Here is a 24,474-nt window from a genome sequence, read left to right on the forward strand (position 1 = left end):
CAGGACGTCGTCGTCCGTGAAGCGCATGCCGATCACGCCCGAGGTGGCCCGGCCCATCGGCCGCAACGCCTCGTCCGAGGTCCGCCGGCGGCCCGAACCTGACCCCGACGCCGGGCGAGTACAGCGCGCTGACCGGCGGCCCGACCGGTGCCGGCATCCCGGCAGCGGCGACCAACTCGTCATCCAGGTGCAGCACCTCGGCCCGGTGCAGCGGCCAGCTCGGATGCCAGTTCGGCAGGTGCACGGTGCGCCCGTACGCCCGGGTGTGCAGTCCCCACCGGGCGGTGACGAAGTGTTCCAACGGAGTCGGCTCGACGATCCGCTCGCCCACCCGCACCTCTATCTGGCTCGTCGTACCCGCCGGCCCCGGCCAGCGCCGCCGGCACCGGTAGGTGCGACGGTCGCCGTCGCGATCCAACCGCATCGACGACCAGAGGTACGGCAGACGCAGCGTCGCCCGCGCCACCAGCACCGGCACCAGGCGGGACGCGTCCAGGGACCGGAACACCACCGCCCGCCGGCCGGCCTCGTCGACCGAGTAGAGCCGGACGTTGGTCTCCCAGAAGGTGCCGAAGTAGGGCACCCCCGGCCCCCGGCCGAAACCCAGCCCGACCATCCGAAAACCGATCAGGCCGACGTAGCTGACGCCGTCCAGGGTGTCCGGTCGGGTGCCGGCGGGCAGCAGCGGCGCCACGAGCGCCGGAGCGACGGCCCAGTGCAGGAAGGTCAGGTCCTCCCAGCGCTGCCGCAGGAGCGCCCAGGGGAACGCCTGCCGGGGCGCGTGGTCGACCGGTTCCGGGTGCACCCCCTCATCCTGGCCGATTCGGCTGGCTGGTGCGGTCTCAGGCGTGCGGGCCGACACCGGCGGTGCCGACGGTCAGCGACGCGCGGCAGCCGACCGCCATCCGCTGGGTAGGACGGTCGACCGGCCGGGGCATCGACAGGCGGTTGCGCCGTACGCTTGACGGGGGCACAAGCTGGTCAAATAGGCGTTTCGGGGAGGAACTGGGCGTGACACAGAGCGACGTGGAACTCGTCGTGCTCGCGCAGGCCGGAAACTCCGCCGCGCTCGGGGCGCTGCTGGCCCGACACGAGGCCGGGATGCGGGCCGTCGCGCTGAGCGTCCTCGGTTACGGGCCGGACGCCGAAGACGCGGTGCAGGACGCCATGCTCGTCGCCGTGCGTCGCATCGGCGAGGTCCGCGACCCGACCGCCGTCGGCGCCTGGTTGCGGACCATCGTCCGTAACAACAGCCGGATGGCCGTGCGCGGGCCGAGGGCCGTTCCGATCGCCGAGCCCGAGTGGTTCGCCCAGCCCGCGGAGACACCCACCCCGGAGGAGGCGCTGGACCGGATTGCGATGCGCGACTGGGTGTGGCACTCCATCGAGCGGCTGTCCGAGCCGGACCGGCTGGTCACCCTGCTGCGGTACTTCAGCGACGCGTCCTCGTACGAGCAGATCGCGGCCGTGTGTGGGGTGCCGGTCGGCACCGTGCGCAGCCGCCTCAGCCACGCCCGCCGCGCGCTCGCCGCCGGCCTCCGGACGGCCGCGAGCACGGCGCACGCCGACGTCACCGCCGCGAACGACGCGCGGTGGCGGGAGGGCCGCGACATCATCACCACGGCGATGGCCGGCGACTTCGAGCGGGTGGTTCGCGAGAGCTGGTGGCCGGACGCCGAGATGATCGTGCCGGGTGGCCGGCGCGGCGGTCGTGACCTGGCGATCAACGGCATGGACCGCGACCTGACCGCCGGGGTACGTCAGCGGCTGCGCAACGTGGTGGCCAGCGGTGACGTGCTGATCTGGGAGACCGACCTGCTCAGCCCGCCGGACGACCCGGAGCACTGCCCACCCGCGGCGCTGTGGTTGCAGGTGCTGCGCGAGGGCCGGGTGCGCCAACTCACCCTCTTCCACCCCGTCCCCGCGCTGGTCTGAGAAAACTCCCCGTCCGAGCGAACTTTCCCCCCGGCCCGCGCATCTGGTTCGCGTCATGCACCAGTTGCCGTGTCGGCGGACGCCGCGCGGGTCTCGGATCGGGAGACAGTCCATGGGTTCCACCAGCCACGACGTCGGCGCGCTCGCACCCGGCGCCCACTCGTTCACCGTCGAGGGCGTTCGGCAGGTCTACCACGTCGCCGGCAATGGCCCGGTGTGCGTGGCGCACTCCGGCGGCCCGGGCATCGAGTGGGCGTACCTGCGGACGCCCAGCCTCGAGGCGCACTTCACCATGGTCTACGTCGAGCCGGTGGGTACGGGCGCGTCGGGACAGCTCGACAACCCCGACGACTACCGTCTCGACACGTATGTCCGGTTCCTGCACGCGGTCGTCGAGCAGCTCGGCGAATCCCGGGTGTACCTGCTAGGGCACTCGCACGGCGGTTTCGTCATCCAGCGGTACGCGCTCGCCCACCCGGACCGGGTCGCCGGCCTCGCCCTGTACGACACCTCACCCGTCACCGGCGGCGAGTTCTGGGCCGAGGCGATGGCCGGTCTCGCCGCGTACCCGCAGCGGCACCCGGACCGGCCGGAGGCGGCGACGGTCCCGGCCGCGTTCGCCCAGATCGGTGGCGCGACGGACGACGAGTCGCTGGGGGCCGCACTACGCGCCGCGCTCCCCGTGTACTTCGCGGACTTCTGGGGTCGACAGGACGAGTTCGCCCCGTTTCAGGCGGCCGTCCGGATCTGGTCGACGCCGGCCGGCGCGCAGGACCCCACGCCCTTCGACGTCCGGGAGCACCTGGGCGAGATCGCCGTGCCCGTGGTGGTGATCGTCGGGGCGTACGACTTCATCTGCGGTCCGCGCTGGGCCGAGCAGTTGCACGCGGGCCTCAAGGACTCCCGGTTGGTTCTGCTGGAGCAGAGCGGGCACTTCGCGCACATCGAGCAGCCGGTGGAGTTCACCGAGGCCGTGGTGGAGCTGCTGAGGCGTTGACCCGAGGCATTCCTCGAGGTCCGTTCGTCACAGCGGGCAGACCTCGGGGCGCGGCGGCGTTGGACGGTCCTAGGCTGGGCATTTTGGTGCACCGTGACGAAGAGGAGACCGCCGTGAGCCAGACCGAGCGGATGGATTCCGTCGACGAGTGGAACGTGGCCGAGGACGACGGGGTGCTGGACGCGTCCGACACCCTGGACGACGACCGGGTTGGTGATCCCCTGGACAGCGGCATTATCGCCGAGGACCACTGGACGGCTGCCAACCGGTTCGGCACCACGCCCGCCGAGGAGCGGGCGGGCGAGTCCCTGGAGCAACACCTCGCCCAGGAGGTGCCGGATGTCGACCCGTACGCCGAGGGTAGCGACGACGAGGACGAGCTGACCCGCCGGGGCTACGAGGCGGAGACGCGTGCCGGCCGACTCGTCGCCTACGACGAGGGTGTCCGCGAGGACGACGAGGCCGAGTCGGTGGCGTGGGACGCCGGCATCGACGCGGGTGCCGCCAGCGCGGAGGAAGCGGCGATCCACGTGGTCGAGGACCCGGACGGGGCCGGCGACGGTCCCTTGCGCTGACGCCGTACCCGCCGCGCTCGGCCCCTCAGTGGGTGCCGAGCGCGGCGGGGTCGGTCAGTGGATGACGACGGGCGTCTTGATCTGCTCGCCCTGCGGGTCGTCGAGCTGCGCCGGCTGACGTCGGCGCGGCAGGAATGCCGCCGGAATGAACGTGAGCACGACCAGCGCGAACGCCACCCAGAACGTGCTGGCGAACGCCTTGGCCGCGAAGTCGAGCCCGCGCTCGATGATCGACGGGTCGATCGGCATCTGCTGGAGCAGCTCCGGCCGCTGCTGGGAGGCGATGGCCAGCCCGGCCTCGGTGACCGGCTTGCCGCTCTCGTCCACCAGGCCGGGGATCGGCCGGGAGCCGTTCAGCTCGTTGGTGAGGATGACCGACATCACGGCGGCGCCGACCGAGCCGCCGATCTGCTGGAGGATGTTGACCAACGTCGAGCCGCGCGCCACCTCCTGCGCCTGCAACGTCCGCAGGGCCGACGTCATGATCGGCATCATCGTGCCGCCCATGCCCAGACCCATCACGAACAGCGACCCACCGAGCAGCCAGTACGAGGTCTGCGGGTCGACCTGGGTGAAGCCGAAGAACCCGACGACGATGAGCCCCAGCGCGAACGGGACGGTACGGCCGATCGGCACCCGGTCGGCCAGCGTGCCGGCGATCGGCATGGTGATCATCGCGCCGATGCCCTGCGGGGCCATCAGCAGACCGGCGGTCAGCGTCGACTCACCGCGCACCTGCAGGAAGTAGCTCGGGAACAGCAGGCCGGCGCCCATGAACGCGATGATGAAGACGAACATCGTCACCGACGCGATGGTCAGGCTGCGGTTGCGGAACAGCCGCAGGTCGAGCAGCGGGTGCCGGGGCTTGAACGAGTAGAGCACGAACGCCACCACCAGCGCGCCGCCGACCAGCATCGGGGCCCAGACCTTGGCCTCGGCGAAGGTGCCCACCTCCGGCAGGGACGAGACGCCGTAGAGGAAGAGGGCGAGGCCCGGCGAGAGCATGAGCATGCCGACGAAGTCGAACGACTCGGACGGCTCGGGCGCGTCCTTCGGCAGCGCGAACTGCGCGTAGATCAGGGCGATCACACCGATCGGCAGGTTGATCAGGAAGATCCAGTGCCAGCTCGCGGTGTCGATCAACCAGCCACCGAGGATCGGGCCGCCGATCGGGCCCAGCAGCATCGGGATGCCGAGAACGGCCATCAACCGACCGATCCGGTGCGGGCCGGCCGCCCGGGTCATGATGGTCATGCCCAGCGGCATGAGCATGCCGCCACCGAGGCCCTGCAGGACCCGGTAGCCGATCAGCTCGCCGATCGTGTCGGCCGTGGCGCAGAGCCCCGACCCGATCGTGAACAGCGTCAACGCCACCATGTAGAGCCGCTTGGTGCCGAACCGGTCCGCCGCCCACCCGCTGAGCGGGATCACGGTGGCGAGCGCCAGGGTGTAGGCGGTCATGGTCCAGGCGACGCGGGCGTAGGACGCGTCGAACTCGTTCTGGAATGTGGGCAGCGCCACGCTGACCACCGTCACGTCGAGGATCGACATGATCGCGCCAAGGACGACGACGCCCGCCACCTTGAGCACCGCGGCGTCGAGTTTGTCCGATGTCGCGACGGATTGCTGTGTCACTAACTCTCCTGAGGTCGATTGAGCCGGCCGATGGTGGGCGGTGGCGGCGCTGCCGCGCCGACCAGGCGCGGGGCGCGACGTGCCAGGACGACGACGCGCCGAGGAAGACTAACCGCCGGTTGTGACGATTCGCCGCCGGATTACGTGACCGCCCAGCCCGGTATCCGAACGGCCGTCCATTTACAGCCGCTCGTCGGGGTGGCGATCGACCTTGGGCCCTGACCACCCAGCCCTCAGCCAGGGATCGCGGAACCCTGGATAAACCGCACCTGGTTGGGGTTCGGCAGCGGTGCGACGGTCGGTCCATGACACCTTCCACCCACACCGTCACCGGCCACTGGATCGGTGGCGAGACCGTCACCGGCTCCGCCGGAACCCTTCCCGTCGTGAACCCGGCCACCGGCGAGGTCGTCGCCGAGACCCCGGCCGGCACCGCCACCGACGTCGACCGCGCCGTCGCCGCCGCCCGCGCGGCCTTCCCAGCCTGGTCGGCGACCACGCCGCGACACCGGGCGGAGGTCCTGCGCCGCCTCGGTGCCGGCCTCGCCGCCCGCACGGAGGAGATCGCCCAGGCCATCACCGCGGAGATGGGTTCGCCGATCGGTATGTCCCGGACCGCCCAGGTCGCCTTCCCGGCCGCGGTGGTCGAGTCCGTCGCCGGCCTGGCCGACGGCTTCGCCTGGACCGAGGAGGTCGGCAACTCGCTGATCGTCCGGGAGCCGATCGGCGTGGTCGGCGCGATCACGCCGTGGAACTTCCCGCTCCAGCAGATCGTCTCCAAGCTGGCGCCGGCCCTGCTCGCCGGCAACACGATGGTCTTCAAGCCGTCCGAGAACGCCCCGCTGACCGCGCGCATCCTCGCCGAGGTCGCCGCCGAGGCCGGCGTACCGGCGGGCGTCTTCAACGTCGTCTACGGCACCGGCGCGACCGTCGGCGAGGCGATCTCCGCCCACCCGGACATCGACATGATCTCGTTCACCGGCTCCACCCGGGCCGGGCAGCGCATCTCCGCGGTGGCCGCGGCGACCGTGAAGCGGGTCGCGGTGGAGCTGGGCGGCAAGGGCGCGAACGTCATCCTCGACGACGCCGACCTGCCCACCGCGGTCGAGCGGGGCCTGATGATGGCGTTCAGCAACGGCGGTCAGGTCTGCGGCGCGTGGCCCCGGATGCTGGTGCCCGCCGCCCGTCAGGACGAGGTCGTGGCGTTGGCTGTCGAGGCCGCGAAGCGGTTCACCGTCGGTGACCCGAACGACGAGGCCACCCGGATCGGCCCGATGGCGTCCGAGGCCCACCGACAGAAGGTCGTCGGCTACATCGAGCGGGGCATCGCCGAGGGTGCCCGGCTCGTGTTCGGCGGCCCGGAGCGGCCCGAGGGCCTGGCGGTCGGGGCCTACGTCCAGCCGACGATCTTCGCGGACGTCGACCCGACCGCCACGATCGCCCAGGAGGAGATCTTCGGCCCGGTGCTGACGATCATCCCCTACGCCGACGAGGACGAGGCGGTGGCCATCGCCAACGGCACGCCGTACGGCCTGACCAGCGGCGTCTTCGGTGAGCCGGAGCACGCGCTGGCGGTCGCCCGGCGGCTGCGCGTGGGCCAGGTCGACGTGAACGCCGGCCACTGGAACCCGCTCGCCCCGTTCGGCGGCTACAAGCAGTCCGGCAACGGCCGCGAGTTCGGCCGGATGGGTCTGGAGGAGTTCCTGGAGACGAAGTCCATCCAGCGTTGACCGACCGCAACCCCGACACCCGCGCGATCTTGCACTTTCCGCTGTCGACATGTGCCGATACACGCCTTCTGTCCGGACGGAAAGTGCAAGATCGCGCGGCGGGAGGGTGGGGAACACGGCCGGGTGGTTCGGCTGTTGCAAACGGGGTGCCGGCGAGAGCCGGGACCCACCGATCGGAGTCACCGTGGACCGCGCCCAACTCGCCAGCTTCCTGCGCACCCGCCGCGAGGCGCTCCAACCCGAGGACGTCGGGCTGCCCCGGGGTCCCCGCCGACGCACCGGTGGGCTCAGGCGCGAGGAGGTCGCCACGTTGAGCGGGATGTCCACCGACTACTACAGCCGGTTGGAGCAGCAGCGCGGGCCGCACCCCTCGGAGCAGATGCTCGCCGCGCTGGCCCGTGGCCTGCGGCTCACCCTGGCCGAACGGGACCACCTGTTCCAGCTCGCCGGCCACGCCGTTCCGCACCGCGCGGTGCGGGCCGACCACGTGAACCCGGGAATGATGCGGATCCTGGACCGGATGCACGACACCCCGGCCCAGGTGGTGAACCACCTCGGCGAGACCCTGGCGCAGACCGCGCCGGCCGTCGCCCTGCTCGGCGACGAGACCCGGTACACCGGGCTGGCGCGCAGCGCGCACCACCGCTGGTTCACCGACCCGACGGCACGACAGCTGCACCCGGCGGAGGACCACCACACGCAGAGCCGTCTGCTCGTGGCGCACCTGCACGCCTCGTACACCCGCGACGGGCGCGGCTCGCGGGCCGCAGCGCTCGTCGACGACCTGCTGGCCAGGAGCCCGGAGTTCGCGCGGCTGTGGCGGGAGCACCCGGTGCCGGCCGGCTACTGCCCACCGAAGCGCTTCGCGCACCCGGAGGTCGGGGCGTTGGAGCTGCACTGCCAGACGCTGGTGGACCCCGACCAGTCGCAGACGCTGTTGGTCTTCACCGCCGTGCCCGGGTCGCCGAGTGACGAGAAGCTGCGGCTGCTCTCCGTCATCGGCGCCCAACTCGTCTGACCGCGATCAGCTCCGGGCCGGGTAGCGGGCCGGGCTGACGCCCAGGTACCGCCGGAAGTGGCGGGTCAGGTGCGCCTGGTCGAAGAACCCGGCCGCGACGGCGGCCTCGACGGGCCGCTGCCCGGCCAGCAGCAGGCGACGCGCCAGCTCGACCCGGCGGCCGGTCAGGTACGAGTGCGGTGGCACGCCGTGCACCTGGCTGAACGCCCGGACCAGGTGGGTCGGGTGGGCGTGCAGCAGCTCGGCGGCCTCCCCCAGCGTGACGCCCTCGACGGTCCGGGCGTCCAGCAACTCCCGCAGCCGGATGGCCAGGCCGCGTGCGGCCGGCTGGCCGCCGGCCGGGGGGCGCTGGCGGAGCCGGCGGCGCAGCCGGTCCAGGATGAGCGCGAGCCGGTTCTCGGCCTCGAACTCGTCGCCGGGCGCGGTGAGCACCCGGTGCAGGTGGTGGATCCGGTCGCGCAGCTGCGGATCGGCCAGGTCCGGCTCGTCGACGGCCCGGCCGACCAGCTCGGCGTCGAGCGCCGAGGTGTCGAGGTAGAGGACCCGCTTGCGGAAACCGTCCGGGGTGGCCGAGCTGCCGTCGTGCGGCACGTACGGCGGCAGCAGGGTGACCGAGGTGCGAAGCGCGCCGTGCCGGTGGCGGTCCAGGTCGAAGCGGACCGCGCCGTCGTCGACGATCAACAGCGTCCACACCTCGTGGATGTGCCGGGGGTAGGCGTGGTCCACGAAATGGGCGTGGAAGACCTCGGCGACCCCGGGTACGGCGGGTCGCCACGCGCTGACGTGCGATCCCGCCGGGCGGGTGGCCACGCTAAGAACGTACAAGACCGGTCGGCGTCGAGGCGGGCAGGCTCGACGCCATGACCGAACCGATCCACTTTCCCACCAAGATCGCCGTCCTGCTCCGCAACGACCTGGCGGGCTGGCAACGTCTGAACGTCACCGCCTTCCTGGTCAGCGGCGTCGCGCACACGCTGCCGGAGCTGCTCGGCGAGGAGTACCGCGACGCGGACGGCACCCGCTACCTGCCGATGTTCGGCCAGCCGGTGCTGGTCTTCGCCGGGGATCGGGCGACGCTGGTCGGCGCGCACGCACGCGCCCTCGCCCGTGGCCTGCGGCTGGCGATCTTCACGTCCGAGCTGTTCGCCACCGGCAACGACCGGGACAACCGTGCCGCCGTGCAGGCGGTCGGACGGGAGAAGCTCGACCTGGTCGGCCTGGCGCTGCACGCGCCGCGCAACGTGGTGGACAAGGTGCTCAAGGGTGCGTCCATGCACCCGTAACAGCATCCGTGGCGGCGAAGACATTGATATCGGTGCGTATGGCTGTAATGATTAACACACTTTACAGTTGTTTCGCCCGCCCGGAAGGACCCCGACATGGCGCGACGATTGGCCGGGCCCACGCCCCGCCGCCCCCGCACCAGACTGATCTCCGCACTCGCCGCTGCCCTGCTCGCCGTACCGATCGGCCTGGTCGTCGGCGCTCCCTCCGCGACCGCCGCCAGCACGGGCACCATCACCGGGTACGGCGGCAAGTGCGTCGACGTGGCCGCCGCGAACCCGGCCAACAGCACGCCGGTCCAGCTCTTCACCTGCAACGGCTCCACGGCGCAACAGTGGACGGTGGCCGACGACGGCACGATCCGGGCGCTGGGCAAGTGCCTCGACATCGCCGCCGCCAGCACCGCCAACGGCGCCCGGGTGCAGATCTACGACTGCAACGGCACCGGGGCGCAGCAGTGGTCGCCCAACGCCGGTCAACTGGTCAACCCGACCTCGGGCAAGTGCCTCGACGCGACCGGCCCCAGCTCGGCCGACGGCACCCCGCTGCAGATCTGGAGCTGCACCGGCACCGCCAACCAGACCTGGACGCTGCCCGGCGGCGGCACCACGCCACCGCCCTCGGGTGGTTTCACCCACCCCGGCGTGCTGGTCAGCCGAGGCCAGCTCGACTTCGTCCGGGGCCGGGTGCAGGCCGGCGCGCAGCCGTGGGCGGCGGCCTACAGCCAGATGATGGGCAGTCGGTACGCCTCCCTGTCGCGCACCCCGGCACCCCGTTCGGTGGTGGAGTGCGGTTCCTACTCCAACCCCAACAACGGCTGCACCGACGAGCGTGAGGACGCCATCGCCGCGTACACCGACGCGCTCGCCTGGTACCTCACCGGGGACGCCCGGTACGCCCAGAAGTCGATCCAGATCATGGACGCCTGGTCGGCCACGATCACCGCGCACACCGGCAGCAACGCCCCGTTGCAGACCGGCTGGGCCGCCTCGGTCTGGCCCCGGGCCGCTGAGATCATCAAGTACACGTACACCGGCTGGCCCAACGCCAACCGCTTCGCCACCATGCTGCGCACCGTCTACCTGCCGATGGTGCGCAACGGCTCGAACAGCAACGGCAACTGGGAACTGACCATGATGGAGGCCGCCACCGGCATCGCGGTGTTCCTGGACGACCGGACCGCCTACGACGCGGCGGTCACCCGCTTCCTCAACCGCACCCGGGCCTTCGTGTACCTGCCCAGCGACGGCGCGCTGCCGTACACGGTGCCCGGCAGCGGGCTGGACACCAGTGCGGAGATCATCGGCTACTGGCAGGGCCAGTCGATCTTCGTCGCCGGCCTCGCCCAGGAGACCTGCCGCGACTTCGTGCACACCGGGTACGGCATCTCCGCCATCTCGCACGTCGCGGAGACCTCCCGGATCCAGGGGCGGGACCTGTATCCACAGGTCGGTGAGCGGCTGCGCCAGGCGCTCGGCTTCCACTCGCGCTACCAGCTCGGCGAGGCGCCGCCCTCCTGGCTCTGCGGCGGCAGCCTCACCCGGGGCCTCGGCCCGATCACCGAGGTCGGCTTCAACGCGATGAGCACCCGGTTGGGCAACGTCATGACCAACACCCAGACCCTCACGCTGCAACAACGTCCGGCCGGCACCAACAACCTCTTCGTCGCCTGGGAGACGCTGACGCACGCCAACAACCCCAACTGACCAGGTCGCCGGGGGTCGACGCCGGTTGCTCGGCGTCGACCCCCGGCGTGCTCACCCCTCGACGCCCAGTGCCACCACCGGGCTGACCCGCGACGCCCGGCGAGCCGGCAGCACTCCGGCCAGCGCCGTCAGCACGACCAGCGCCACGAACAGTCCGGCCAGCGGCAGCAGCGGCGCGGTCAGTGGTGCCTCGATCCCGAGGGTCTGGACCGCCAACCAGGCGTACGGGACGCCGAGCACCAGGCCGATGGTCGCGCCGATCACCCCGTACAGGCCGGACTCGACGGTCAGCATGGTGCGCAGGCCGCTGCGGGACAGGCCGATCGCCCGCAGCAGCCCGGACTCGCGCACCCGCTCCACCACCGAGAGCGCGGTGGTGGAGCCCACGCCGACGACCGCGATCAGCACGGTCAGGCCGACCAGGCCGACCGCGATCCAGACCAGGGTGCGCACCAGCGCGTCGTTGCGGTCACGATCGTCGGCGAGCACCGCGAGGCCCACCCCCTCGCTGCCGCCGATCGCCTGCCGCAGCGCCCGCACCCCGGCCGTGCGACCGTCCTCGCCGGCGCCGGCCGCATCGGCCAGCACACCGGTGTACGCGGCCGGCACGCCGAGCCGGTCCAGGTCGGCCGGATCGGCGAGGATGCCCGCGTGCAGCGGCCCGTCACCGGGCAGCACCGCGGCCACCCGCACGTCCACCCGGCGCGCGCCGAGGGCGAGCGTGACGGTGTCACCGGCCCGCAGACCCGCGTCCCGCGCGACCCAGCTGTTGAGCACGATCCGGCCGGGGCCACGATCGGTCAGGGTGCCCTGCGCCACGTCCAGGGCACCGGTGCTCGGCAACTTCGCCACGTCCAGGTCGCTGGTCGGATAACCGGACTCGACGTCGCCGAGCTTGTCCGCGCCGCGCAGCAGCCGGGCGTCGTCGACCATCCGGTACGGCACCACCCGGGCCAGCGCGCCGTGGGCCGCCTCGACCCGGCTCACCACGGCCGGCGGCAGGGTCCCCCCGTTGCTGTTGACCTCGAAGTCGGACGGCGCGGAGAGCGCCATCTCGCGGTCGGCGAGGATCTGCAACGACGCGCCGCCGATGACCACCCCGGAGATCAGGGTGACGCCCAGCGCGACCACGACGGAGACCGCGGCGGCGCGGCGCGGCGTCCCGCCGATCCCGCCGACCGACATCCGCCCGAGCGGCCCGAGCTGGCGCAGCGGCCAACCCACCACGGCCAGCACCGGACGCACCAGCAGCGGACCGAGCGCCACCAGCGCGAAGAACGCCAACGCGCCCGAGCCGACCAGCAGGAGCAGCGGCATCGTCGGGTCGTAGTCCGCCTGCTCCGGCTTCGGCAACTGACTGATCGTCCCGACCGCCGCCAGGATCGCGCCGACGGCCAGGAGCAGCCCGAAGACCAGACGCAGCACGCCGATGCCGCGCCGGCCGGCGGTGGTGCTCGCCGCCCGCAGCGCCTCCAGCGGGGAGACCCGGGCGGCCGAGAGCGCCGGTGCCAGCACGGCCAGCACGGTGATCACGACGGCGCCGATCACCACCGCGACCGCAGCCGCCACGGGCAGACCCGGCGAGGAGACCGCGTGGCCGGTGGCGCGCAGGATCGCTGGCAGCGCGTACCCGAGGGTGAGGGCGCTGGCGACCCCGACGACGCCGGCGACCAGCCCGGTCAGGGCTCCCTCGGCGGTCAGGGCAGCCACCAGGGTGCCCCGACTCGCGCCGACGGCCCGCAGCAGCGCGAGCTGCCGCATCCGCTGCGCGAAGACGATGCGGAAGGTCGAGGTGACCACCAGTGCCGCCGCGACGACCGCGATGGAGACGAACACGCCGACCAGGACGAAGAGTTTCCCGACCTGTTCGGCCGCCGCCTGGGCCTCGGCCTCCCGCACCTCGGCGCCGGAGCGGATCGGCTGGCCGGCGACCGCGGCGGTCACCCGTTGGCGGACGGCCTCGGTCGAGGTGCCGGGGGTCACCCGCAGGTCGACGCGCTCCACGGCCGTCAGGCGCGCCCAGGCGATCACGGCGCTGTCCGGGGCGTACGCGTCGTAACCGGCGTCGGCGCCGGTCTCCACCATGCCGGTCACCCTGAGCGGGGCGGGCGTGGTGAGTTCACCGGCGGTGCCGCTGGTGGTGGTGCCGACCGAGAGCCCGAGCCGTTCGGCGGTGCGCGGGGTGATCGCGATCTCGCCGGGCTGGTCCGGGTAGCTGCCCTCGGTCACCCGGACCGTGGTCAGCGGACCGCTGCCCGGATCGGACTGGAGGTTGAGGTACCCCTCTCCGATGGAGACCCCGATCGCCACCCGGGCCACCGCCTCGGCCACCCCGGGCACGGCCCGGACCTGCCGCACGTCGGTCACTGTGGGTGGCGGCACGCCGGGACGGCCGATCACCAGGTCGGTGATGGCCGGGGTGCCGCTGAGGTTGTCCCGCACGGTCCGTTCGGTGATCTGTTGCACCAGCACGGTGCCGAAGACGACGAACGACGCGACCAGGATCGCCAGGCCGGTCAGGATCAGCCGGCCGGGCCGCCGGGCCGCGGCTGTCGTCTGGGTACGCAGCACCGTCGCCCTCATCGGCGGGCCGCCAGGTCACGCAGGGCGTCGGTGACCGACACCTGGTCCGGCTTGTCGATCTCACCGGCGACCCGGCCGTCAGCGAGCAGCACCACCCGGTCGGCGTACGCGGCGGCGATCGGGTCGTGGGTGACCATGACGACGGTCTGACCGAGGTCGCGTACCGAGTCGCGCAGGATGGTGAGCACCTCCGCGCCGGAGCGGGAGTCGAGGTTGCCGGTCGGTTCGTCGGCGAAGACCACCTCGGGCCGGGCCACCAGCGCCCGGGCCAGCGCGACCCGCTGCTGCTGGCCGCCGGACAGCTCGCTGGGCCGGTGTTTAAGGCGGTCGCCGAGGCCCAGCACCCGCACCAGGTGCGCGAGGAGTTCGGCGTCGGGCTGCCGTCCGGCGAGGTCCAGCGGCAGCGTGATGTTCTGCGCGGCGGTGAGCTGCGGCAGCAGGTTGAAGGACTGGAAGACGAACCCGATCCGCTCCCGGCGTACCCGGGTCAGCGTCCGGTCCGACTGGCCGGTCAGCTCCGTGCCGCCGAGCAGGACGCGACCGGAGGTGGCGGTGTCGAGGCCGGCGAGGCAGTGCATCAGTGTCGACTTGCCGGACCCGGACGATCCCATGATGGCGGTGAACCCGGCCCGGCCGAAGCCGACCGAGACCCCGTCCAGGGCACGGACGGCGGTGCCGCCGCTGCCGTACACCTTCACCAGGTCGACCGCGGCGACCGCGGCGTGGCTGGTCTCCGGCGGGGCGTGGGTTGTCATCGTTCCTCCAGTGGCTGCGTGGTGACCCGGAAAGCGTCGCCGCGACCGGCGGGTGGGCGCATCGGTCCGGGGCCGGGTATCGCCGTTGCCGGGTCTGCCTTTCGGCCGATCCGCCACCTCCGCCCGGCTGGCTACGCTGGGTCACCATGAGCACGCCGGATCTTCGACGATGGTGGGTACGCCTGGCCCAGGCCGCCGGGCTGGTCGCCATGGGGCTGCTCGCCCTCTTCGACCTGCGGTTCGGTACGCCCGAGAGCGTGGCCGCCTTCCTGCTCCTGCTGGTGCGGATGGGGCTGGCGGTGGCGACCGTGCCGCTCTGGCTGCCGGTGCACCGGCTGGGTTCGCGGCTGCTGCCGCTGGCCGCGCTGGTGCTCGCCTGCGCCTCACTGACCGTGACGGCGGCCGTCCTGGTCGTCTTCGACGGCAGCTATCTGATCAGCAGTAGCTGGGGGCTCGCCGAGTCGGCCGGGCTGATCGGGGTGGTCTTCGTGGTGGCCCGCTGGGGCGCGCCGCGGCTCGCACCGTGGGCGGCGGTGGCCGCCGGGCTCGCGGTGGCCGCGTTGCCGCTACGCGTCGGCACCGAGAGCCTTCTGGTGATCTTCGGCCTGCTCCAGGTGCTCGCCGCGGCCGGCGCCGCCGGGGTGGGGCTCTACCTGCGCATAGTGGCCGCCGGCCGGGAGCGCGCCATCGCGCTGGTGCGGGCCGAGCAGCGTGCCGAGTTCGCCAGGGACCTGCACGACTTCATCGCCCACCACGTCACCGGCATCGTGGTGCAGGCGCAGGGCGCCCGGTTCGTCGCCGAGCAGGACCCGCAACGGGTGATCGTCGCCCTGGCGCAGATCGAGCGGGCCGGCGCGGAGACGATGGCCTCGATGCGACGGATGGTCGGCATCCTGCGCAACCCGGACGCGCCGCCGGACGCGCCGCTGGCTCCACTGGCCGGGGTTACCGAGCTGGAGCCGCTGCTGACCGGGTTCAACGGCGCGGCGAACGCGCCGGCACTACTGCACGTCGACGGTGACCTGAACGGACTGCCGGTGGAGGTGTCGACATCGGCGTACCGGGTGGTGATGGAGGGGTTGACCAACACCCGCCAGCACGCGCCGGACGCCCGGTCCGTGCACGTGGCGGTGCGGCGGACCCCGGACTGGTTGCTGGTCCGGGTCGCCGACGACGGGGCGTCGCCGCGTACCGCGCCGGCCCGGGGGCACGGCTTCGGCCTGATCGGCCTCACCGAGCGGGTACGCGCCCTCGGCGGCACGATCACCGCCGGGCCCGGCGTCGCCGGTGGCTGGGTGCTCGACGCGGCGTTCCCGCTCCAGGTGGCGGTGGTGGCCCGGTGATCCGGGTGCTGATCGCCGACGACCAGGCCATGGTCCGGACCGGCTTCGGCATGATCATTGGCGCCCAGTCGGACATGGAGGTCGTCGGCGAGGCCGCCGACGGCGTCCAGGCCGTCGAACTGGCCCGACGACTGCGCCCCGACGTGGTGCTGCTGGACATCCGGATGCCCCGCCTCGACGGTCTTGAGGCACTGCGGCTGCTCGCGGGGCCGGGCGTCGCCGACCCGATCCGGGTGGTCGTGGTGACGACCTTCGACCTCGACGAGTACGTGCACACCGCGCTCTCCAACGGCGCGTGCGGTTTCCTGCTCAAGGACTCCGGCCCGGCGCTGCTGGTGGAGGCGGTCCGCGCGGCCGTGTCCGGCGACGCGCTGATCAGCCCCTCGATCACGGTACGGCTGTTGGAGCACCTCAGCTCGCCCGCTCCGGCGCGCGACGACGGTGGCCTGTCGCCGCGGGAACTCGACGTCGTGAGGCTCGTCGCCCGGGGCCTGACCAACGCCGAGATCGCCACCCAGCTCTTCATCGCGGTGGGCACGGTCAAGACCCACCTGGCCAGCGTGCAGATGAAACTCAGGGCCCGCAACCGGGTCGAGATCGCCGCCTGGGCCTGGGAACGCCGCCTCGTCGGCTGACGGGACAACGACGCGGCCACCGCTGCCCTAACATCAGTGACAGTCAATGACTGGTCCGCTGCGCTCATTCGGAGGCGAGGTCATCATCGTGCGTGATCATCCGTTCCGCGCAATCCGGTCCACAGTCCCCGCGCTGGCCGCCTGCGCGCTGGCGGCGACCCTGGTCGCGGCCGGCGCGACCCCGGCGTCCGCCGCGGCGGACACCGAACGTCCCACCACCCCCGGCCCGATCACGGTCGTCGCCGTCGACACCACCTCGGTCGAGCTGACCTGGGCCGCCTCGACCGACAACGTGGGCGTGGTCCGCTATCCGGTCGGCGTGCGGTTCGAGGATTTCGGCGCCCAGTACTCGACCGACACCAACAGCATTCGCATCACCGGCCTGCGACCGTCGCGCACGTACACCTTCTTCGTGTCGGCGGTGGACGCGGCCGGCAACAGGTCGCTGAACGATCCGAGCCTGCGCCTGACCATGCCACCGGGCGACGACCAACCGCCCGGCGCACCCGGCCAACCGGTCGCCTACGACGTCGCCGCCACGCTGCTGTGGCTGCGCTGGGCGCACTCGGTGGAGAATGTCGCCCTCGATCGGTACGAGGTGTTCCGGGTGGACGCCGGCGGCACCCTCACCCGGGTCAGTGAGGTGTACCAGTACCCGCCCGGGCGCAACAGCACCCAGATCAGCGGGCTGACACCGAACACCACGTACACCTTCGTGGTGCAGGCCCGGGACGAGGCCGGCCACCTGTCGCCGCTGTCCGAACCGGTCACCGTGACCACATTGCCGCCACCACCGACGTGCACGGTCCGGTCGGTCGTACGGCAGTGGCCCGACGGCCTCGCGGCGCACCTCGTGGTCCGCAACACCGGGTCGACGGCGATCGACGGGTGGACGATGAGGTGGCGGTTCTACGCCGGTCAGCAACTGCGCAGCCTGTGGGGCGCCGAGGTCGTCGACCGCGACAGCAGCTACCTGCGGGTGCGCGACGCCGGCTACAACGCGCTGATCCCGGCCGGCGGCACGGTGTCGCTGGGATTCGTCGCCACCGGGTCGCAGGCGCCGGAGGAGGTCACGGTCAACGGTGGTGTCTGCGTGGTGGCAGACGAGTAACACTCGCGGGTGAGGTCTGGCGCGCGGCGCGACATCTTGCGACGCTAACCGTCGTGTATGACTACGACCTGTTGGTGCTGGGTTCCGGGCCCAGTGGTCAGAAGGCCGCGATCGCCGCCGCCAAGCTGGGCAGGCGGGTCGGCATCGTGGACCGCCGCGACATGATCGGTGGGGTGTGCATCAACACCGGCACCGTCCCCTCCAAGACGCTGCGTGAGGCTGTGCTCTACCTGACCGGCCTGAGCCAGCGGGACCTGTACGGCAGCAGCTACCGGGTCAAGGACGAGATCACCGTCAGCGATCTGGCCGCCCGGACCCAGCACGTCATCACCCGGCAGACCGACGTCATCCGCAACCAACTGGCCCGCAACCGGGTCGCGATGATCACCGGCACCGGGCGTTTCGCGGACGCCCACTCGATCTGGGTCGACGGTGGCTCCGGCCACGAGTCCAAGGTGACCTTCGACAAGGCCATCATCGCCGCGGGCACCCGTCCGGCCCGCCCGGACAGCGTCGACTTCGACGATCGCACGATCGTCGACTCGGACGGCGTGATCAACCTCCAGGCCGTCCCCCGCAGCATGGTCGTGGTCGGCGCCGGAGTGATCGGCATGGAGTACGCCTCGATGTTCGCCGCCCTCGGCACGAAGGTGACCGTGGTGGAACGCCGCGACCGGATGCTGGAGTTCTGCGACGAGGAAATCGTCGAGTCGCTCAAGTACCACCTGCGCGACCTGTCCGTGGCGTTCCGCTTCGGCGAGGAGGTCGCCGCCGTGGAGAAGCACCAGACGGCCGCGCTGTGCATCCTCAAGAGCGGCAAGAAAATCGTTGCCGACACGGTGATGTACTCGGCCGGCCGACAGGGCCAGACCGACGACCTGGCTCTGGAGGCGGCCGGGTTGGAGGCGGACCGACGCGGCCGGATCGCTGTCGACCCCAACTACCGCACGCCGGTGGAGAACATCTACGCCGTCGGCGACGTGATCGGCTTTCCCGCGCTCGCGTCCACCTCGATGGAGCAGGGCCGGCTGGCCGCCCAACACGCCTGCGGCGAACCCATCCGGGAGATGCACGGCCTGCAACCGATCGGCATCTACACGATTCCGGAGATCAGCTTCGTCGGGCAGACCGAGGCGCAACTCACCGAAAGCTCCACACCGTTCGAGGTGGGCATCGCCCGGTACCGGGAGTTGGCCCGCGGTCAGATCGTGGGCGACTCGTACGGCATGCTGAAGCTACTCGTCTCCCCCGACGACGGGCGACTGCTCGGGGTGCACGTGTTCGGCACCGCCGCCACCGAGATCGTCCACATCGGGCAGGCGGTGATGGGCTGCGGCGGCACGATCGACTACCTCATCGACGCGGTGTTCAACTACCCGACGCTGGCCGAGGCGTACAAGGTCGCCGCCCTGGACGCGTCCAACAAGATCCGCAACATCACCCGCATCGACGGCTAGCCACCACCGATCTGCCCCGCCACCGATGTCGGTGCCGCCCGCTATGGGTGCCGGCACTGGTGCTACTGGAGGAAAGAGGCGGTGGTGGGCCCGCCACGATGGAGGAGCTGTTAAACGACGAATGGATGCAGGAGTCGGGCACCCACTCTATCCTCGACGTCCACCGGGTCCTGACCCGAGGGTTGAAAGGGCCCGACTACGGCACCGTCGAGCCGGTGAGCGCCGCCGAGGCGCTGCGCCACGCCGGCACCGAGCGGCTCACCCGCGAGCACCTGGACGCGATCGAGGGGCTGGCCGCGCGCCGCTGGTTCGGCCGCTGCGCGGTCCTGCACGACGGGCAGGGCACGCCATCGGAAATCTACTTCTGGGGCTTCTCCGGCGACTGACCAGGCGTTCCACGACGCAGGGGTCGGCGTGCCGGTGTTACCGCTGCGGTTGGCCTTCCTGACTTTGGTGACCGTACCGGCTCCCAGGCCCTTCGGCGTCGACGGCCTCGGCGAGAGCGCCCGGCAGTCGCGCCTCGGGCGCGGCGCCGGTGAAGGCGTCAAAGAGCACCCGCAGGCAGCGCTCGTACCAGTGCAGGTGCGGTGGTCGTCCGGATTCCAGGCGGTCGAACACCAGCCGGTAGACGTAGCGCATCCAGTCGCGGTAGCGCGCGGCCGGCGAGCCGGCCCGGACCGGCCACCGGGTGGTGATGGTGCGGTACGCGTCAAAGAACATCCGGTGCACCTCGACGTCACCGAGGACCGCCGTCGTCGCGCTCGGCACGTCGGCGATGCGGTGGTAGACGACCGCCGGCCGGTTCAGGTGCGCGATCCGGTAACCGTGACCGATGACCAGCCGCTGCCACATGTCCCAGTCCTCCTCCACACGCAGGTCCTCGTCGAAGCGTGCCCCGATCGCACGTACGTCACGACAGGCCACGGCCGACGCCGCGATGAAGTTGGTGACACCCAGGAACTCGGGGCGCAGGGGCAGGTCGAAGGCGACCGGGAAGCCCGTGAGGTCGATCGCCCCCGGGCGCACGCGCCGGGGCGCCACCACGGCGGAGGTGTAGACGAGGTCCGCACCCGACTCGAGCCGGTCGAGCGCGGCCCGCAGGTGCCCGTCCAGGTAGAGGTCGTCATCGTCGAGGAAGGCCGTGTACCGGCCGCGGGCCTGCTCGATGGCGGCGTTGCGGGCCGCGGACGGGCCGCGACCCGGCTCGTGGGGAACGACGCGTGCGCCGAACTCCGCCGCGATCGACGACACGTCCGTGCGGCCGTCGTTGGCGACCAGCAACTCGACGCCGTCGACGTCCTGGTCGGCCACACTCCGCAACGCCCACCGCAACGTCGACGGGCGGTCCCGGGTGGGGATGATGACGGACACCTCGACGGTCATTCGGCCTGCCTCTGCTGGTTGGCGGGTATCGGTGTGACGGCGCGGGGGGCGTCGATGCCGACCACGGCCAGCAACAACACCGGCAGCACGAGCGCGACCGTGAGTCCGTACGCCTCGGTGATCGCGCCGATGACGACCGGCCCGGAGAGCACCCCCGCGTAGGAGACGGTGGTGAATCGGGCGATGGCCGGGCCGACCGCACCGTCGCGCCGCCCGAACTGCTCGCCGACCGCACCGATCAGGACCGGCAGCAGGACCGAGAGGCCCAGACCGCAGACCCCGAACGCCAGCGCTGTGGCCGCGGCCGACGGCACGAGCAGGGCGGTAGCGAGGGCGGCCGCCGAACACCAGGCCCCGGCACGCAGCAGGCCACCCGTACTCCAGCGGGTTCGGAGGCGGTCACCGGCGAGCCGACCTGCGGCCATGGCAACGGCAAGGGACAGGTAGGCCAGTGCGGCGACGGCGGACGAGGCGCTCCGCTCGTCGGTCATGAAGACGGCGCTCCAGGTCAGGGCCGCGCCCTCGGCGAGGGCACAGGCACCGCCGAGGACACCGAGTCGCACCAGGCCGGCCCGCCAGCGGGCGCGTACCCGGCGCGCGGAGGGCGCGCTGCGATCCACCGTGGCCGGCAGCAGTCCGTCGATCGCGACCACCGATGCCACCACGAGGAACACGCCGACCACGGCGAAGTGCGCGCGCGGCGACAGCCCGGCCCCGGCGGCGGCCCCGGCACCGGCCGCGCCCGCGATCGCGCCGGCGCTCCAGGCGGCGTGGAACCCGCTGAGCACCGGTCGTTCGAGTACGCGTTCCACGGTCACGGCGTGACCGTTCATGGCGACGTCGAGCGCCCCGACGGTCAGCCCGAAGACCGTGAGCAGGACCCAGAAGCCGCTGCCGCCGGGCGCGACGGTGGCCGCGAGGGGCAGCAGCGGCAACGCCACGACGCTGACCCGCAGCAGCGGCGCCGTGCCCTCGCGGGCGGCGAACCGGCCGGCGGGGTGCATGGCGAGGATCGCGGCGCCGGCAACGACGAAGGAGGCCAGGCCGACGTCGCGGTTGGTGAGCGCCAGCGCGTCCCGTACGTCCGGCATCCGGACGAACCACGACGACAGGGTCACCCCGCTGACGAAGAAACACCAGGCCGTCGCCGCGCGGGCAGTCAACGCTCGCATGCCTGATCCTTTCCAATGGCCGGATCCTGCGGCAACATGGCGACGAGTGCGGAGTCCCAGAAACATATACACAGCGACCATGATCGTTGCGTAGCCGCGATGTTAGCAGTCCTTGAACTCCACAACAAGAGCCCCCGAAATTCGGTCAATGCGCGAGCAAGAGTGCACAACGATAGTAAATTTTTGATGATTGTCGGCCTGGCACGAGAGTAGTAGGCTCTGCGCCAGACCGGTCCCTGGTAAGGGTTTTTGACCACCATCCGTCCTTAGTGGAACGTGAGGTCAAAGTGTCCACAGCATCCGCAGACGCGGCATTGTCCAACCTGACACCCGTGGCCAGGCGCGCTCTTCGCATCGTCAACGCCTCGCCCGACACATTCGCTTTCACCGACCTGACAAAAACAAAAATCGGTGGCGACCAGAATCGATTCTTCCGACTCTTCACGCCGGTGAAACGGCAGCGGATGCGGCTCCCGACATCACTTCCAGAATTCCGTAACCTCCGGCACTACGCGCCGTTGTCGGACAGCCCGGTCACCACGGCCAGCCACCTGGGCGGGCATTGGACCGACTACAACCTCGCCGCGATCACGCAGGTCGCGGCGTGCAACTTCCGGTGTTCCTACTGCTACGTCGACTTCCGGCACCTCGCCGGCGCGGACTCGTTTATCGCCGGACCGGCTGATCTGGTGGACGAGTTCGTCGCACTGCGCACAGTCATGGCCACCCAGGGTCAACAACTGTCGATTCTGCGGATCAGCGGCGGCGAACCGCTCCTGGCCCCCCGCCTACTGATCGGTGTGTACGACGAACTGGTCCGCCGAGACCTGCTGGACAGTTGCATTCTCAAGGTGGAGAGCAACGCGAGCATGCTCCCGGTCACCGTCGCGGCGCTCGACGACACCGACCGGGCCCGGCTGGCGGCCGTCGCCCCCCACGTCACGCTGCACGTCACCATCCACGCGCGACCGGGCACCCAGAACTGGGACAACATCGTACGAGGGCTCGGCGTCGCCGTGCGGCTGGGCTTCGACCTCTACCCCGCGATCGGCGGCGCCGACTGGCCCGAGGCCGACATGCGACACCTCTACCGCGTGCTCGCCGGCATCGCGCCAGGGCTGCCCCTGCGCCTCGCGGTGCGACCGTTCAACCTCACGTACGCGATGCTGCGGGACCGGCGCAACCTGCCCCGGCTGGGCGAGGGCAACGACCCTCCGTCGTCGGTCTGGGAGGGGATCCTGCGCGAGTCCGCGGGCATCGAATACCTCGCGCGACCCCGGCACGAGATCCCGCTCATCCCCGCCGTCGAGGAGGCCGCCTGATGGTTACCCGGATCGCCCTGCCCAGCAGCACCAGCCGCATCCACAGTTCCCTGTTGGACCTGATCCGCGACGCCGTCGACCAACCCGACCTCACCTTCAACATGCGCAACCTCCACCTGCCGATCTCCGACGACTACGAGCTGATCCTGTGTCGCGGCACCGACGTGGCCACCGTGGTCGGCCACGGCGCCGCCGACATCGGCATCACCGGGTACGACATGGCCGTGGAGTGGTCGCTGGAGTACGACCTCGACCTGGACATCCGGTCGCTGCCGTCGCGGACCTCGTTCGTCACCTTCGCCACTGTCTCCGGGCGCACCGTGGAGCGCATCTACACCGAGTACTGGAACCTCACCAAGGCCTGGCAGGCATCGTCCAGCCGCTGGGCCGACGCCGAACTGGTACGCCTGCACGGCTCCTCGGAGGGGGTGATCCGCACCGACGAACGGTCGGCCGGTGTCCTGCTGGTGACCAGCGGCGTGACCGCCGAGGTCAACGGCCTGGACCTGACCATGCCGTTGCTGGAAACCGACGCGGTGGTCGTCCGCCCGAAAGGCAGTGACCACCGGATCGGCAACATCGACCCCTCCGCTCTCCCGACCCTTGGCATGCCGACCTTCGTACCCGGCAGATGACCTGGGTCACCGTCGGTCCGCCGGGCCACCTGGGCAGTCGCCGGGCGGCCCGGCACGCCGAGTGGGACGCCCGGTACGGCAGCGGCAACTGGCGGCTGCGATGGCGGGTCGGCCCGGCCCTGCACGAGCAGACCGCCGCCGTGGCGCTGTACGAGGACGCCTACGTCGCCCACCTCACCGCTCACCCCGGGTTGCTGGAGACCCTGGTGTCGACGGCCCGTGACGTCTGGGACCACGAATCCGCCGACACCGAGTCCGGTCTGGACTACACCGTCCAGCGCGGCCGATCGACCCACCTGCAGGACATCGCCGTACGCCGGGCGCTGGTGCGGCTGGGCACCTGGTTCGCCGGCTCGGAGCTGATCCGCCTGCGCCGGCCCACGGACGGGTCCACCGGCGTCGCGGCGGATCTGGGCACCCGGCTGGACTCCGGCCTCGTGCCGTTCCACCGGCCGGACCTCCTCGCCGGCGACGAGTTGCCCGGCTGGTGGCAGCCGGGCAGCGTGGAGAGCTTCTACCAGTCCAATCGGGTCCTGCAACACCGCACCGACACGGCGGCGACCTGGTCGATGCCCGGCGCGCTCGCCGACCGACCACTGGAGCCGGACCTGCGGGCACGACTCGACTTCCTGGTGGAGGCCCACCGCCTGACCGGCGTCGACCGGCTCAACCGGCTGCTGACCGACGCGCGGAGCGAGTCGAGCGCGGAGCACAGTTGGCACCTCGGCCTCATGGTGACGGTCCTCGGCCCGGTCCTGGCGCCAGGGCTGGACCACTGTCGCGTCACGACCATGCTCGCCATCCACGACCTCGTCGAGATCGAGGCGGGCGACGTGCCGGTCTACAACATCGACGGGCGTTCCGACGTCGCGGCGCGCGAGGCGGAGGCGGCGGCTCGCGTCTTCGGTCGGCTGCCGGCCGGCCAGGCGGCAGACCTGCACGCGCTGTGGCACGAGTTCGAGGCGGCGGAGACCGCCGAGGCCCGCTTCGCGAAGGCGATCGACCGCCTCCAGCCCGTGCTCCTGCACTGGGCCGGTGACGGTCAGGTGTGGCGTCGCCGCGGGACCAGCGCGGCGGAGGAGCGCAGGGTCACCGCGTCGATCCGGCAGCACTGGCCGGACCTGTGGCCGCTGACCGCCGCGCTGATCGACGACGCCCAGGCGCGAGGCATGTTGGCCGGCTGACCGGCGGCCCGGCC

Annotated in this window: 21 protein-coding genes and 1 pseudogene; 15 read left to right on the plus strand and 7 right to left on the minus strand. The window is 71.6% G+C overall.

Annotated elements, in window-relative coordinates; genetic code table 11:
• Window positions 1–85: 85 nt before the first annotated feature.
• Window positions 86–805: pseudogene (locus tag AB0J33_RS30640) on the minus strand (DUF2071 domain-containing protein); the annotation flags it as partial.
• 206 nt (window positions 806–1,011) lie between these two features.
• Between AB0J33_RS30640 and AB0J33_RS30645 the strand changes: the two are divergent.
• From AB0J33_RS30645 to AB0J33_RS30655, 3 genes are all read left to right on the plus strand, one after another.
• A complete protein-coding gene (locus tag AB0J33_RS30645; protein WP_363618544.1) occupies window positions 1,012–1,935 on the plus strand; it encodes a sigma-70 family RNA polymerase sigma factor in 924 nt (307 codons plus the stop codon).
• A 112-nt stretch (window positions 1,936–2,047) separates the two neighbouring features.
• Window positions 2,048–2,932 (plus strand): alpha/beta hydrolase, encoded by an 885-nt coding sequence (locus AB0J33_RS30650; protein ID WP_363618546.1) that lies wholly within the window; start codon window positions 2,048–2,050, stop codon window positions 2,930–2,932.
• Window positions 2,933–3,045: 113 nt separating this feature from the next.
• A complete protein-coding gene (locus AB0J33_RS30655; protein ID WP_363618548.1) occupies window positions 3,046–3,507 on the plus strand; it encodes a DUF5709 domain-containing protein in 462 nt (153 codons plus the stop codon).
• A gap of 54 nt (window positions 3,508–3,561) precedes the next feature.
• On the opposite strand, the gene AB0J33_RS30660 is transcribed toward AB0J33_RS30655, so the two are convergent.
• Window positions 3,562–5,142 (minus strand): DHA2 family efflux MFS transporter permease subunit, encoded by a 1,581-nt coding sequence (locus tag AB0J33_RS30660; RefSeq protein ID WP_363618550.1) that lies wholly within the window; start codon window positions 5,140–5,142, stop codon window positions 3,562–3,564.
• Window positions 5,143–5,447: 305 nt separating this feature from the next.
• Here AB0J33_RS30660 and AB0J33_RS30665 point away from each other — a divergent pair, with 305 nt between their 5' ends.
• A complete protein-coding gene (locus AB0J33_RS30665; RefSeq protein ID WP_363618552.1) occupies window positions 5,448–6,872 on the plus strand; it encodes an aldehyde dehydrogenase family protein in 1,425 nt (474 codons plus the stop codon).
• Between the two features lie 184 nt (window positions 6,873–7,056).
• Complete coding sequence (locus AB0J33_RS30670) at window positions 7,057–7,890, plus strand: helix-turn-helix transcriptional regulator (RefSeq protein ID WP_363618554.1); 834 nt, start codon at window positions 7,057–7,059, stop codon at window positions 7,888–7,890.
• Window positions 7,891–7,896: 6 nt separating this feature from the next.
• Here the strand turns inward: AB0J33_RS30670 and AB0J33_RS30675 are convergent, their stop codons facing one another.
• A complete protein-coding gene (locus AB0J33_RS30675) occupies window positions 7,897–8,700 on the minus strand; it encodes an AraC family transcriptional regulator (RefSeq protein ID WP_363618556.1) in 804 nt (267 codons plus the stop codon).
• Window positions 8,701–8,750: 50 nt separating this feature from the next.
• Between AB0J33_RS30675 and AB0J33_RS30680 the strand changes: the two genes are divergently transcribed.
• A complete protein-coding gene (locus AB0J33_RS30680; protein ID WP_363618558.1) occupies window positions 8,751–9,173 on the plus strand; it encodes a DUF2000 domain-containing protein in 423 nt (140 codons plus the stop codon).
• A 96-nt stretch (window positions 9,174–9,269) separates the two neighbouring features.
• Window positions 9,270–10,880 carry a ricin-type beta-trefoil lectin domain protein gene (locus AB0J33_RS30685; protein WP_363618560.1) on the plus strand — a complete coding sequence of 537 codons (1,611 nt, stop codon included), beginning with the start codon at window positions 9,270–9,272 and terminating at the stop codon, window positions 10,878–10,880.
• A 51-nt stretch (window positions 10,881–10,931) separates the two neighbouring features.
• On the opposite strand, the gene AB0J33_RS30690 is transcribed toward AB0J33_RS30685, so the two are convergent.
• Window positions 10,932–13,451 (minus strand): ABC transporter permease, encoded by a 2,520-nt coding sequence (locus AB0J33_RS30690; protein ID WP_363618562.1) that lies wholly within the window; start codon window positions 13,449–13,451, stop codon window positions 10,932–10,934.
• A gap of 8 nt (window positions 13,452–13,459) precedes the next feature.
• Window positions 13,460–14,218, minus strand: a complete 759-nt coding sequence (locus AB0J33_RS30695; protein ID WP_363618564.1) for an ABC transporter ATP-binding protein — start codon at window positions 14,216–14,218, stop codon at window positions 13,460–13,462.
• Window positions 14,219–14,364: 146 nt separating this feature from the next.
• Between AB0J33_RS30695 and AB0J33_RS30700 the strand changes: the two genes are divergently transcribed.
• The 5 genes from AB0J33_RS30700 (at window position 14,365) to AB0J33_RS30720 (ending at window position 19,150) form a co-directional block, all read left to right on the plus strand.
• Window positions 14,365–15,561, plus strand: a complete 1,197-nt coding sequence (locus tag AB0J33_RS30700; RefSeq protein WP_363618566.1) for a histidine kinase — start codon at window positions 14,365–14,367, stop codon at window positions 15,559–15,561.
• Complete coding sequence (locus tag AB0J33_RS30705; protein ID WP_363618568.1) at window positions 15,558–16,196, plus strand: response regulator transcription factor; 639 nt, start codon at window positions 15,558–15,560, stop codon at window positions 16,194–16,196. Before AB0J33_RS30700 ends, AB0J33_RS30705 begins: the two co-directional genes overlap by 4 nt.
• Window positions 16,197–16,284: 88 nt before the next feature.
• Window positions 16,285–17,307 (plus strand): cellulose binding domain-containing protein, encoded by a 1,023-nt coding sequence (locus AB0J33_RS30710; RefSeq protein ID WP_363618570.1) that lies wholly within the window; start codon window positions 16,285–16,287, stop codon window positions 17,305–17,307.
• Window positions 17,308–17,360: 53 nt separating this feature from the next.
• On the plus strand, window positions 17,361–18,764 hold the full coding sequence (sthA, locus tag AB0J33_RS30715; RefSeq protein WP_363618572.1) for a Si-specific NAD(P)(+) transhydrogenase: 1,404 nt from the start codon (window positions 17,361–17,363) through the stop codon (window positions 18,762–18,764).
• 98 nt (window positions 18,765–18,862) lie between these two features.
• Window positions 18,863–19,150 (plus strand): hypothetical protein, encoded by a 288-nt coding sequence (locus AB0J33_RS30720; RefSeq protein ID WP_363618574.1) that lies wholly within the window; start codon window positions 18,863–18,865, stop codon window positions 19,148–19,150.
• A gap of 37 nt (window positions 19,151–19,187) precedes the next feature.
• On the opposite strand, the gene AB0J33_RS30725 is transcribed toward AB0J33_RS30720, so the two are convergent.
• Together AB0J33_RS30725 and AB0J33_RS30730 are read right to left on the minus strand one after the other, a co-directional pair.
• Window positions 19,188–20,147 (minus strand): glycosyltransferase family 2 protein, encoded by a 960-nt coding sequence (locus tag AB0J33_RS30725; RefSeq protein WP_363618576.1) that lies wholly within the window; start codon window positions 20,145–20,147, stop codon window positions 19,188–19,190.
• The gene (locus AB0J33_RS30730; RefSeq protein WP_363618578.1) at window positions 20,144–21,319 is read right to left on the minus strand and encodes an MFS transporter; all 1,176 of its coding nucleotides are present in this window, start codon (window positions 21,317–21,319) and stop codon (window positions 20,144–20,146) included. The genes AB0J33_RS30725 and AB0J33_RS30730 overlap by 4 nt, the downstream gene beginning before the upstream one ends.
• 518 nt (window positions 21,320–21,837) lie before the next feature.
• Between AB0J33_RS30730 and AB0J33_RS30735 the strand changes: the two genes are divergently transcribed.
• The 3 genes from AB0J33_RS30735 to AB0J33_RS30745 are packed head-to-tail and all read left to right on the plus strand — an operon-like array spanning window position 21,838 to window position 24,460.
• Entirely contained in the window at window positions 21,838–22,641 is an 804-nt protein-coding gene (locus AB0J33_RS30735) for a radical SAM protein (protein WP_363618580.1), read from the plus strand.
• On the plus strand, window positions 22,641–23,276 hold the full coding sequence (locus AB0J33_RS30740; protein WP_363618582.1) for a hypothetical protein: 636 nt from the start codon (window positions 22,641–22,643) through the stop codon (window positions 23,274–23,276). Before AB0J33_RS30735 ends, AB0J33_RS30740 begins: the two co-directional genes overlap by 1 nt.
• The gene (locus AB0J33_RS30745; RefSeq protein ID WP_363618584.1) at window positions 23,273–24,460 is read left to right on the plus strand and encodes an HD domain-containing protein; all 1,188 of its coding nucleotides are present in this window, start codon (window positions 23,273–23,275) and stop codon (window positions 24,458–24,460) included. The genes AB0J33_RS30740 and AB0J33_RS30745 overlap by 4 nt, the downstream gene beginning before the upstream one ends.
• Window positions 24,461–24,474 lie beyond the last annotated feature (14 nt).

It is taken from the genome of Micromonospora sp. NPDC049645, assembly GCF_040675155.1.
Lineage (GTDB): Bacteria > Actinomycetota > Actinomycetes > Mycobacteriales > Micromonosporaceae > Micromonospora.

Excerpts from the sequence above, each read along its gene's own strand:
- AB0J33_RS30650 (WP_363618546.1), top strand. The coding sequence starts at position 2,048 with ATGGGTTCCACCAGCCACGACGTCGGCGCGCTCGCACCCGGCGCCCAC.
- AB0J33_RS30720 (WP_363618574.1), top strand. The coding sequence starts at position 18,863 with ATGGAGGAGCTGTTAAACGACGAATGGATGCAGGAGTCGGGCACCCAC.
- AB0J33_RS30730 (WP_363618578.1), bottom strand. The coding sequence starts at position 21,319 with ATGCGAGCGTTGACTGCCCGCGCGGCGACGGCCTGGTGTTTCTTCGTC.
- AB0J33_RS30685 (WP_363618560.1), top strand. The coding sequence starts at position 9,270 with ATGGCGCGACGATTGGCCGGGCCCACGCCCCGCCGCCCCCGCACCAGA.
- AB0J33_RS30700 (WP_363618566.1), top strand. The coding sequence starts at position 14,365 with ATGAGCACGCCGGATCTTCGACGATGGTGGGTACGCCTGGCCCAGGCC.
- AB0J33_RS30740 (WP_363618582.1), top strand. The coding sequence starts at position 22,641 with ATGGTTACCCGGATCGCCCTGCCCAGCAGCACCAGCCGCATCCACAGT.
- AB0J33_RS30745 (WP_363618584.1), top strand. The coding sequence starts at position 23,273 with ATGACCTGGGTCACCGTCGGTCCGCCGGGCCACCTGGGCAGTCGCCGG.
- AB0J33_RS30665 (WP_363618552.1), top strand. The coding sequence starts at position 5,448 with ATGACACCTTCCACCCACACCGTCACCGGCCACTGGATCGGTGGCGAG.
- AB0J33_RS30725 (WP_363618576.1), bottom strand. The coding sequence starts at position 20,147 with ATGACCGTCGAGGTGTCCGTCATCATCCCCACCCGGGACCGCCCGTCG.
- AB0J33_RS30695 (WP_363618564.1), bottom strand. The coding sequence starts at position 14,218 with ATGACAACCCACGCCCCGCCGGAGACCAGCCACGCCGCGGTCGCCGCG.
- AB0J33_RS30680 (WP_363618558.1), top strand. The coding sequence starts at position 8,751 with ATGACCGAACCGATCCACTTTCCCACCAAGATCGCCGTCCTGCTCCGC.